This window comes from Kitasatospora sp. NPDC041917 (genome assembly GCF_055589745.1).
In genome coordinates this window covers 18,585-31,208 of record NZ_JBVJBI010000068.1, presented here as the reverse complement: position 1 = coordinate 31,208, position 12,624 = coordinate 18,585, and the positions used below count along the sequence as shown (strand labels likewise).

Below are 12,624 nucleotides of genomic sequence, written 5' to 3'. Positions count from 1 at the left end.
TGGTACCGCAACCTGCGGGAGACCGTCGAGTTCGAGCAGGCCACGGCGGCGCTGCTGGGGGAGGGCTTCCGGTTCTTCGTCGAGTCCAGCCCGCACCCCGTGCTCACCTTCGGCGTCCAGCAGACCGCCGACGCGGCCGACACCGCCGGCTCCGCGCAGGGCCCCGCCGTGGTCGTGGGCACGCTGCGGCGCGGCGAGAGCGGCCTCGACCGCTTCCTGACGTCCCTGGGAGAGGCCCACGTGGGCGGCCTGCTGCCCGACTGGGACCGGGTGTTCGCCGGACACCGTCCGGGCGGCGTCTCCCTGCCCACCTACCCCTTCCAGCGTCGCCCGTACTGGCTGGAGGACACCGGCCCCGCGGCGGGCGGTCCGTCCGGAACGTCCGCGGCGGGCGACGACTTCTGGGAGGCCCTGGGCGGAGGCGACCTGGACCGGTTCACCACCGCCCTCGGGGTGGCGCCCGAGGACCCGCTGAACGTGGTGCTCCCCGCGCTCGCCGGCTGGCGCACCGAGCGCACCGAGCGTTCGGTGGTCGACTCCTGGCGCTACCGCGTGACCTGGCGGGCCCTGCCCGAGGGTCTCCCGGTCGCCCTGGACGGCAACTGGCTCGTGCTGTCGTCGGACGGCCAGTCCGAGGACGGGACACGCCGGTCGGAGGCGACCGCCCACGCCATGGAGCAGGCCGGGGCCTCGGTGGTCCACCTACGGATCACCGAGGCGGCGGCCGACCGCGCCGTGCTGGCCGACCGGGTGCGCGCGTCCCTCGACGCGCTGCCCGGCCCGGTGACGGGAGTGCTGTCGCTGCTGGGCCTCGACGAGCGCCCGCACTCGGCGCACCCCTCCGTCCCGCTGGGCACCGCGCTCAACCTGGCCCTGCTGCAGGCCCTCGGAGACGCCGGGATCGACGCGCCCCTGTGGTGGGCGACCCGCGGGGCGGTGTCGGTCGGGGGTACGGACACCGGGAGCGCGGTCAGCGCCGCGCAGAACCTGCTCTGGGGCCTGGGCCGGGTCGCCGCGCTGGAGTTCCCGCAGCGCTGGGGCGGTCTGGTCGACCTCCCTGAGGTCCTGGACCCGGACACCGCCGGGCGGCTGTGCCGGGTGCTGGCCGGCCAGGCCGGGGACGAGGACCAGGTGGCCGTCCGGGCCACCGGCTGCCACGGCCGGCGGCTGGTCCGGTCCGCTCTGGGCGACACCGCGCCGCGGCGGAGCTGGCGGCCCGGGGGCACGGTGCTGATCACCGGCGGCACCGGCGGGATCGGCGCGCAGATCGCGCGCTGGCTGGCCCGGCGGGGAGCCGGGCACCTGGTGCTGGTCAGCCGGCGCGGCGCGGATGCGCCGGGTGCGCCGGAGCTCTCCGAGGAACTGGCCGCCCTCGGCACCCGGGTCACCCTGACCGCGTGCGACGTCGCCGACCTGGAGGCCCTGCGCGAGCTCAAGGACGGCCTCGAACAGGACGGCCACCGGATCAGCACCGTCTTCCACGCCGCAGGGGCCGGGCTGCTGGTGCCACTGCCCGACACCGACGCGGACGAGTTCGCCGACACCCTCCACGCCAAGGTCGGCGGGGCCAGGAACCTGGACCTGCTCTTCGACCGGGACACGCTCGACGCGTTCGTGCTGTTCTCCTCCATCTCCGGGGTGTGGGGCAGCGCCGTCCACGGCGCCTACGCCGCCGCCAACGCCTACCTCGACGGCCTCGCCGAGGACCGCAGGAGCCGCGGCCTCGCCGCGACCTCCGTGGTGTGGGGCATCTGGAGCCCCGAGGGCGGGGCCGGCGGGATGGCGGCCGAGCTGGCGGAGGAGACCCTGCGCGGCCACGGCGTGCTCTTCATGCCGCCCGCGGTCGCGATCACCGGGCTCCAGCAGGTCCTGGACCACGACGAGACGGTGGTCGTGGTCGCCGACATCGACTGGGACCGCTTCGCGACGGTCTTCACCTCGGCGCGCCCCAGCCCGCTGATCGGGGAACTCCCCGAGGTGCGCAGCGCGCTGGCCGCCGGACCGGAGACCGGCGGGACCGGGGTCCAGGGAACGCCCTCGGCGCTGCGCGACCGGCTGGCGCCGCTCCCGGCGGCCGAGCGGACCCGGGTACTGGTCGACCTGGTCCGGACCCAGGCGGCCGCCGTCCTCGGCCACGACTCGCCGGACGCGGTCGCCCCCGGCCGCGCCTTCCGCGACCTGGGCTTCGACTCCCTGACCGCCGTGGACATGCGCAACCGACTCAACGCCGCCACCGGCCTGCGGCTCCCGGTCACCGTCGTCTTCGACTACTCGTCGGCGACCGCGCTCGCCGGACGTCTGGAGACCGGACTGCTGGGTGCCGCCGAGGAGCCCGCCACCGTCCGGCAGCCCCCGACGGCGCCACCCGCCGCCGACGACGACCCCATCGTGATCGTCGCCATGAGCTGCCGCTACCCCGGCGGCGTCCGCACCCCCGAGGACCTGTGGCGCCTGGTCGCGGACGGGCACGACGCCGTCTCCGGGCTGCCGTCCGACCGGGGCTGGGACCTCGACACGCTGTACGACGCGGACCCCGACCGGCCCGGCCGGAGCTACGCCGCCGCGGGCGGATTCGTCAGGGACGCGGACCGCTTCGACCCCGGGTTCTTCGGGATCTCCCCGCGCGAGGCCCTCGCCATGGACCCGCAGCAGCGACTGCTGCTCGAAACCTCCTGGGAGGCGATCGAGCGCGCCGGCATCGACCCGTCCACCCTGCGCGGCACCCCGACCGGCGTCTTCGCCGGCGCCTCCTACCAGGGCTACGGCGGCACCCTGCGCGACATCCCCGAGGAACTGGAGGGCCTGTTCATCGCGGGCATCTCCACCAGCGTCCTGTCCGGGCGGGTCGCCTACCAGCTCGGCCTCCAGGGGCCCGCCGTGACCGTGGACACGGCCTGCTCCTCGTCACTGGTGGCGGTCCACCTCGCCGCGCAGTCGCTGCGCTCGGGCGAGTGCACGCTGGCCCTGGCGGGCGGCGCCACGGTGATGGGCACCCCGCTGTCGTTCACCGGCTTCAGCCGGCAGCGCGGGCTCGCCGAGGACGGGCGCTGCAAGTCCTTCGCCGCCTCGGCGGACGGCTTCGGCATGGCCGAGGGCGTGGGCCTGCTGCTCCTGGAACGTCTCTCGGACGCCCGCCGCAACGGCCACCCGGTACTCGCGGTGCTGCGCGGCTCGGCGATCAACCAGGACGGCGCGAGCAACGGACTGACCGCGCCCAGTGGCCTGGCCCAGCAGCGGGTGATCCGCGACGCGCTGGCGAACGCCCGGCTGTCGGCCGCCGACGTGGACGCCGTCGAGGCGCACGGCACCGGCACCCGGCTGGGCGACCCGATCGAGGCCGACGCGCTCCTGGCCGTCTACGGCCAGGACCGGCCGGCCGGCCGGCCGGTGTGGCTCGGGTCGCTGAAGTCGAACATCGGGCACACCCAGGCCGCCGCCGGCGTCGGCGGCATCATCAAGATGGTGCTGGCCATGGGGCACGGCGAACTGCCGCGCACCCTGCACATCGACCGGCCGACCCCGAACGTCGACTGGACGGCGGGCGCCGTCGCCCTGCTGACCGAGGCCACCCCCTGGCCCGAGACCGGCCGGCCGCGCCGGGCCGGAGTGTCCTCGTTCGGCCTGAGCGGCACCAACGCCCACGTCGTCATCGAACAGCCGCCCGCCGGGCCCGCACCCGCCCTGCCCGCCGGGCCCGCACCCGCCGCCGTCCCGTGGGTCCTGTCCGGGCGGACCGCCGAGGCGGTGAAGGCCCAGGCGGAGCGGCTGCACGCGTACCTGACGGAGCGGCCGGAGCTGCCGTCCGCCGACGTCGGCTACTCGCTGGCCACCACCAGGACCGCCTTCGAGCACCGCGCGGCCGTCGTCGGCGGCGATCGGGCGACCCTGCTGGTCGGCCTGGCCGCGCTGGCCGCCGGAGAGCGCGCACCCGGCCTGGTCCAAGGCATCGTCGCCCGGTCGGCCAGGACCGTCTTCGTCTTCCCCGGCCAGGGAACCCAGTGGGCCGGCATGGCCCGGGAACTGCTCGACCACGCCCCGGCCTTCGCCGACCGGATCGCGGCCTGCGAACGCGCCCTCGCCCCGCACCTGGAGTGGTCGCTGCTCGCGGTCCTGCGCGACGCGCCCGACGCGCCCCCGCTCGACCGGGTGGACGTGGTGCAGCCGGTGCTGTGGGCGGTGATGGTGTCGCTGGCCGAGCTGTGGCGGGCGCACGGGATCGTCCCCGACGCCGTGGTCGGCCACTCCCAGGGCGAGATCGCCGCCGCCTGCGTGGCCGGCGCGCTCTCGCTGGACGACGCGGCCCGGATCGTCGCCCTGCGCAGCCGGGCCCTGCTCGCCCTGACCGGACGCGGCGGCATGCTGTTCGTGCCGCAGCCGGTCGAAGCCGTGCGCGAGGCACTGTCCGCCCACGACGGGGCACTCGACGTCGCCGCTGTCAACGGGCCGACGTCGGTGACGGTCTCCGGCGACCCGGCTGCACTGGAACGGCTGCGCGAGCAGTACGCCGAGGCGGGCGTCATGGCCTGGCCGGTCCCCGGCGTGGACTTCGCCGGACACTCGCCCCAGGTGGAGGAGCTCCGCGAGGAACTGCTCGCCCTGCTCGGCGGCATCGCGCCGCGGACCTCCGCCGTCCCGTTCTACTCGACGGTCAGCGGCGGGCCCGTGGACACCCTGGACCTGGACGCCGCGTACTGGTACGAGAACCTGCGCCGGCCGGTGGAGTTCGGCCGGGCGCTCGACGCGCTCGTCGCCGACGGGCACCACACCTTCGTCGAGTGCAGCACCCACCCCGCGCTGACCGTCTGGATCCAGGAGGCCGTCGAGGCGGCCGGGGTCGGCGACGGGGCCGTCGTCGGCACCCTGCGCCGCACCGAGGGCGGCCCCGGCCGCTTCCTCGCCGCGCTCACCGAGGTCCAGGTCCGCGGACTGCCGGTGGACTGGGACGCGGTGTTCGCCGGAACCGGCGCGCGCAAGCGGCCCCTGCCCACGTACGCCTTCCAGCAGCAGCGCTACTGGCTGGACGCCACCCCCGGCGGGCCCGCCGACGCCGCGGCCGGCACGGCCGCCGCGACCGGCGCCGGCCCGGCCGACTCCGGCTTCTGGGCGGCGGTCGACCGCGCGGACCTGGACGCCCTCGCCACCACCCTGCGGGTCGAGGACGGAGAGCTGCGGGCCTCCCTCGCCTCCCTGGTGCCCACCCTCGCCGAGTGGGCGCGCGGCCGCGCCGACGACCGGACCGCCGACAGCTGGCGCTACCGGGTCGCCTGGAAGCCCCTGCCTGCACCCGAGCGGCCCCGGCTCACCGGCAGCTGGCTCCTCGTCGCCCCGGCCGTCGCCGCCGACGACCCGGCCGTCGCGTTCGCCGCGGACGCCCTGCGCGGACACGGCGCCACCCCCGTCCTGGTCGAGGCCGGCCACGACGCGACCGACCGGACGCGGTTCGCCGCACTGCTCCGCGACGCCCACGACCGCGCCGACGGGCCGCCCGCCGGAATCCTGTCGCTGCTCGCCCTGGCCGAGGAACCGCACGGCGACGGATCGGCGCTCCCCCTCGGCCTCACCCTGACCGTCGCGCTCCTCCAGGCCCTGGGCGACCTCGGCACCGACGCCCCGCTCTGGAGCGCCACCCGGGGCGCGGTGTCGGTCGGCCGCTCCGACCGGATCGACAGCACCCTCCAAGCCCTGGCCTGGGGCCTCGGCGGGGTCGCCGGCGTCGAGTACCCGCAGCGCTGGGCAGGTCTGGTCGACCTGCCGCGACGGCTCGACGACCGGGCCGCGACCCGGCTCGCCGAAGCCCTGACCAACCCCGACAGCGAGGACCAGCTGGCGGTGCGCGCCACCGGCGTCTACGGCCGCAGGGTCGTCCACGCCGGACTCGGCGACACCGCCCCCGCACGCGACTGGACACCCGAGGGCACCGTCCTGATCACCGGCGGCACCGGCGGCCTCGGCGCCCAGATCGCCCGCAGGCTCGCCCGCACCGGCACCGCGCACCTGCTGCTCACCAGTCGGCGCGGCGCACAGGCCCCGGGAGCCGACGCCCTGCTCGCCGAACTGCGCGGACTCGGCGCCGACGCCACCGCGGTGGCCTGCGACGTCGCCGACCGCGACGCACTGGCGGAACTGCTCGCCGGCATTCCGGCCGAGCGCCCGCTGCGCGCCGTCCTGCACACCGCGGGCGTCCTCGACGACGGGGTGATCGATTCCATCACCCCCGAACGCGCGGCCGGCGTCCTGCGCCCCAAGCTCGACGGCGCACGCAACCTCGACGCGCTCACCCGGGGACTCGACCTGACCGCCTTCGTGCTGTTCTCCTCGCTCGCCGGCACACTCGGCGGCACCGGCCAGGGCAGCTACGCCGCCGCCAACGCCTACCTCGACGCCCTGGCCCGGCAGCGCCGCGACCTCGGACTGCCCGGCACCTCGGTGGCCTGGGGCCTGTGGGGCGGCGAGAGCCTCGCCTCCGGAGCGGTCGCCGAACGGCTGATCCGTGACGGCCTGCCCGCCATGGACCCCGCCGTGGCCACCATCGCGCTGCACCAGGCCCTCGACCACGACGACACGGCCGTCCTCGTCGCCGACTTCGCCTGGGACCGCTTCACCCGGGCGTTCACCGCGCTCCGGCCCAGCGCCGCCCTCGGGGACCTGCCCGAGGTGCGGGAAGCGCTCGCCGCCGCGGCCGGGTCCCGGGGCAGCGCCGACGGCGCCGAGCCGCCGGCCCTGCGGCTCGCCGCACTGCCCCCGGCGGAACGCGACCGGGCCCTGCTGGACCTGGTCCGCCGCGAGGTCGCCGCCGTGCTCGGCCACCCCGGGCCCGAGGCGGTGGGACCCGACCAGGCGTTCAAGGACATCGGCTTCGACTCGCTGACCGCCGTCGAACTGCGCAACCGGCTCGCCGCGGCCAGCGGCCTGCGCCTGTCGGTGACTCTGGCCTTCGACTACCCCACGGCCACCACCCTGGCCGGACACCTGCGCGCCGAACTGCCGGGGGCGCCCGTCACCGAGGCAACCGGCGCCCCCGGGCAGCCGCCCGCGGCCGCCGCGGTGCCCGAGGACGAGGCGATCGCCGTGGTCGCCATGAGCTGCCGCTACCCCGGCGGCGTCAGCACCCCCGAGGAGCTGTGGGAGCTCGTCGCGGGCGGACGGGACGCGATCACCGGCTTCCCCACCGGACGGGGCTGGGACCTGGACGGCCTCTACGACCCGGACCCGGACCGGGCCGGCAGCACCTACGCGCGGGAAGGCGGGTTCCTGCACGACGCCGACCGCTTCGACCCGGCCTTCTTCGGGATCTCCCCACGCGAGGCGCTGACCATCGACCCCCAGCAGCGGCTGCTGCTCGAACTCTCCTGGGAGGCGTTCGAGCGGGCCGGCATCGACCCGCTCTCCCTCAAGGGCAGCGCGAGCGGCGTCTTCGTCGGCTGCAGCCACCACGACTACGGGTCGCGCGTCACCGAGCCCTCCGAGGAGTTCGAGGGCTACCTCGGCATCGGCAGCGCGGGCAGTGTGGCGTCCGGGCGGATCTCCTACAGCCTCGGCCTCGAAGGGCCCGCGGTGACCGTCGACACGGCGTGCTCCTCGTCGCTGGTCGCGGTCCACCTCGCGGCCCGGTCTCTACGGGCCGGCGAATGCTCGCTGGCGCTGGCCGGCGGCGTGACCGTGATGTCGACCCCGGGCGCGTTCGTGGAGTTCAGCCGGCAGCGGGTGCTGGCTGAGGACGGCCGCTGCAAGCCGTTCGCCGCCGCCGCCGACGGCACCTCCTGGGCCGAGGGGGCCGGACTGCTCGTCCTGGAACGCCTCTCGGACGCCCGGCGCAACGGCCACCCGGTGCTCGCCCTGGTCCGCGGCTCGGCCGTCAACCAGGACGGCGCCAGCAACGGCCTGACCGCCCCCAACGGTCCCTCCCAGCAGCGGGTCATCCGTGCGGCCCTCGCCGACGCCGGACTGACCGCCGCCGAGGTCGACGCGGTGGAGGCGCACGGCACCGGGACCAAGCTGGGCGACCCGATCGAGGCCCAGGCGCTGCTGGCCACGTACGGCCGGGAACGCGGCGAGCGGGAGCCGCTGTGGCTGGGGTCGCTGAAGTCGAACATCGGACACAGCCAGGCCGCCGCCGGAGTCGCCGGCATCATCAAGATGGTGCAGGCCATGCGGCACGGGACACTGCCGCGCACCCTGCACGTCGACACGCCGACCCCGCACGTCGACTGGTCGGCCGGCGCCGTCCGGCTGCTCACCGACGACACCCCGTGGCCGGAGACCGGCCGCCCCCGGCGGGCCGCGGTGTCCTCCTTCGGGGTCAGCGGCACCAACGCCCACACCATCCTCGAACAGCCCACCGAACCGGCCCCGGCGCCCACCGCCGTCCCTGCCGCGCCCGCCGCGCCCGCCCTGCCCTGGCTGATCTCCGCCCGCGGCGCGGACGCGCTGCGCGAGCAGGCGGCCCGGCTGCTCCGGCACGTGGAGCAGGCCCCGGCGCTCGCCGTCGCGGACCTGGGGCGCTCCCTTGCGCTGCACCGCAGCGCCTTCGAACACCGGGCCGCCCTCACCGGCACGGACCGGCAGGCCCTGCTCCAGGGGCTCGCCGCCCTCGCCGCCGGCGAGCCGTCGGCGGACCTGGTGCGCGGGATCACCGGCCCGGCCGCGAAGACCGCCTTCCTGTTCCCCGGCCAGGGCAGCCAGCGCACCGGCATGGGCGCCGGACTGTACGCACGGTTCCCGGTCTTCGCCGACGCCTTCGACGCGGTCTGCGCGGAACTCGATCCGCTGCTCGACCGCCCGCTGCGGGAGGTGATCGACGCGGCCCCCGGCGACCCCGGCCACGGCCTGCTGGACCGGACCGAGTACGCCCAGCCCGCCCTGTTCGCACTCGGCGTCGCCCTGTTCCGCCTCGTCGAGCACTGGGGTGTGCGCCCCGACCGGCTGCTCGGCCACTCCGTGGGAGAGCTGGCCGCCGCCCACGTCGCCGGGGTGTTCACCCTGCCCGACGCCGCGGCGCTGGTGGTCGCGCGGGGACGGCTGATGCAGGCCCTCCCGGCGGGCGGCGCGATGGTCTCCCTCGCCGCCGGGGAGGAGGAGGTGCTGCCGCTGCTCGCGGGCCGTGAGGGCGAGGTCGGCCTCGCCGCGGTCAACGGCCCGGCCTCGACCGTGGTCTCGGGCGACGCGGCGGCGGTGGACGAGATCGCCGCCGTGCTCGCCGCGCGCGGCCGCAAGACCCGGCGGCTGCGGGTCTCCCACGCCTTCCACTCGCCCCTCATGGAGCCGATGCTCGCCGAGTTCCGCGAGGTCGTGGCCCGGATCGTCCCGGGGGAGGCCGCCGTCCCGGTGATCTCCGACCTGACGGGCGAGCCGGCCACCGCCGAGCAGCTCGGCTCGCCGGACTACTGGGTGGAGCACGTGCGCGGCACCGTCCGCTTCCAGGACGGCGTACGCCACCTGGAACGCGACGGCGTCACCGCGTTCCTCGAACTCGGACCCGACGGCGCGCTCACCGCCATGGGCCAGGACTGCCTGACCGGCGCCACCGGCAGCCCGGTGCTGGTGCCCCTGCTGCGCAAGGACCGGCCCGAAGCACCCGCGGCGACGGCCGCCCTGGCCCGGCTGCACGTCACGGGCGTCCCCGTGGACTGGGACGCCGTCCACTCCGGCGGCCCGGCCGGCTCCGCCGTCGACCTGCCGACCTACGCCTTCCAGCGCGGCAGCTACTGGCTGCAGGCCGGCCCGGCCGCGGCCGGACTTCCCGCAGCCGGACTTCAGGCGGTCGACCACCCGCTGCTCGGCGCCGGAACGGAACTCGCGGACTCCGACGGCTTCCTCTTCACCGGCAGGTTCTCGGTCCGCAGCCACCCCTGGCTGGCCGACCACGGCGTCTACGAGGGGGTGCTGTTCCCCGCCACCGCGTTCCTGGAACTCGCGGTCCGCGCGGGCGACCAGGTCGGCTGCGACCAGGTCGAGGAACTGACCCTGGAGGCGCCGCTGGTGCTCCCGGCGGGCGGAGCCGTCGCTCTCCAGATCACCGTCGGAAGCCCGGACGCCGCCGGCACCCGTCCGCTGAGCGTCCACGCCCGGGCCGCCGACGACGGCCCCGACGCCCCCTGGACCCGGCACGCGAGCGGCCTGCTCGGCTCCACCGGAGCCGCGGACCCGGCCGACCCGGCCGACCCGGCGGACCCCGAGGCCTGGCCGCCGCCCGGAGCCGTCCCCCTCGACACGGAGGGCCTGTACGACCGCTTCGCGGGCGGCGGGTTCGCCTACGGCCCCGCGTTCCAGGGCCTGCGCGCGGCCTGGCGGCTCGGCGACGAGGTGTACGCCCTCGCGAGCCTGCCCGAGGAGCAGCGGCCGGACGCCGCCGCGTTCGGCCTGCACCCGGCCCTGCTGGACGCCGCCCTGCACTCACTGGTGTTCGACGTCCTGGAGGGGCCCGCGCAGGGCTGGCTGCCGTTCTCCTGGAACGGGGTGCGCCTGCACGCCTCCGGGGCCGCCGAACTCCGGCTGCGGCTGACCCCGACCGGCCGCGACGCCGTCGCCGTACAGGTGACCGACACCACCGGGCGGCCGGTGCTCTCGGCCCGCTCCCTGGTCCTGCGGCCCGTCTCGCGCGACCGCTTCACGGCCACCCGCGCCGGACACCACGAGGAACTGTTCCGCCCCGAGTGGCAGGCCCTGCCCGAGCGCGCCGCGACGGCGGCCGGCACCGCCTCCGACCCGGAGTCCTGGACCGTGCTCGGCACCGGGACGCTCCCCGGCCGCACGGTCACCGACCTCGCCGCGCTGTCCGCACTGCTCGACGCGGGCGCCCCGCCGCCCCGCCTGGTGCTGGCCGCCTGCCCGCCCGCGCCGGCCCCGTACGCGCCGCCCGGCACCCTCCGCGACGCGGTCCACGACGGACTCGGCACGGTCCTCGCCCTGCTGCGCGACTGGCTGGCCGAGGAGCGGCTGGCCGGGGCCAAGCTGGTCCTGGTCACCTCGGGCGCCGTCCCGGTGACCGGCGACGACGTCCCGGACCCGGCCCCGGCCGCGCTCTGGGGCCTGGTCCGCTCGGCGCAGACCGAGAACCCCGACCGCTTCGTCCTGCTGGACCTGGACACCCACGAGAACCCGCCCGCGCTGCTCGCCGAGGCCCTCGCGTCCGGGGAACCCCAGCTCGCGATCCGGGCCGGAGCCGTCCACGTCGCCCGGCTGGCCCGGGTACCGCTGGCCGTCACCGGGCGCACCCCCGGCTGGGGCGGCGACGGAACCGTCCTGATCACCGGCGGCACCGGCGCCATCGGCGCCCACGTCGCCCGCCACCTCGCCGCCGAACACGGCGTCCGGCAGCTGCTGCTGACCAGCCGCAGCGGCCCCGCCGCCGACGGCGCGGCGGAACTCCTCGCCGAACTCGCCGCCCTGGGCGCACACGCCGAGATCGTCGCCTGCGACGCCGCCGACCGCGACGCCCTCGCGGCCCTGCTGGCCGCCCTGCCCCCCACGCACCCGCTGACCGGGGTGGTGCACGCCGCGGGCGTGCTGGCCGACGGCGTCGTCGCCACCATGACGCCCGCGCAACTGGACCACGTCCTGCGCCCCAAGGTGGACGCGGCGATCAACCTGCACGAACTCACCGCCGGCCTGGAGCTGTCCGAGTTCGTCCTGTTCTCGTCCATCGCCGGGATCTTCGGCGGCATGGGCCAGGGCAACTACGCCGCCGCCAACGCCTTCCTCGACGCCCTGGCCCACCGGCGCCGCGCCGACGGGCTGCCCGGCCGCTCCCTCGCCTGGGGCCTGTGGGCCAACAGCACCGGGATGACCGGCGGGCTCACCGAGGCCGACCTGCGACGGATCGCCCGGGGCGGGATCGTCGCCTTCGACCCGGCCCAGGGACTGGCGCTCTTCGACACGGCCGGCACCCTCGACGAGCCGGTCGTCCTCCCACTGCGGCTCGACACCGCGGCCGTCCGCGCCCAGGCCGCCACCGGCGGCGTCCCCGCCCTGCTGCGCGGCCTGGTGCGCCCCGCCGCCCGGCGCGGCGCCGCGGGCCCCGCGGCCGGCACCGGCCCCGACGGGCCCGAGGCCCTGAAGCAGCGCCTCGGCTCCCTCAACGAGACCCAGCGCGGCCGGGTCCTGCTCGACCTGGTCCGCTCGCACGCCGCCCTGGTGCTCGGCCACAGCGGCCCGGCCGCGGTCGAGCCCGGACGCGGCCTGCTGGAGGTCGGCTTCGACTCGCTGACCGCGGTGGAACTGCGCAACCGGCTGCGCGCCGCAACCGGCCACCCGCTGCCGGCCACCCTGCTCTTCGACCACCCCACCCCGGCCGCGATCGCCGCGCACCTCGTCGCCGAACTGCTCCCCGACGCCGGACCCGGCCCGCTCCCCGGCCTGGCCGAACCGGACCGCCTGGCAGGCGCCCTCGACGGCCTCCCCGACGACCCGGCGGACCGCGACCGGCTGGCCGGGCGGCTCCGGGAGCTCCTGCGCCGCCTCGACGACCCGGCGGCCACCCCGGCCGACGGCGACGGCACGGCGGCCGGAGCGGCCGCCTCCATCGAGGACCGGATGGACGGCGCCAGCGACGACGAACTCTTCGACCTCATCGACAACGAACTCGGCCGGTCATGACAACGACCCGACCCGCGAACCAGGACGGCG

1 protein-coding gene is annotated in these 12,624 nt (G+C 76.8%); it reads left to right on the top strand.

Annotation, left to right across the window (positions count from 1 at the left end):
* The coding region (locus ACZ6EM_RS38900) for a type I polyketide synthase (protein WP_465774534.1) at window positions 1–12,594 on the top strand (12,594 nt) is incomplete at its 5' end.
* Window positions 12,595–12,624: the final 30 nt, after the last annotated feature.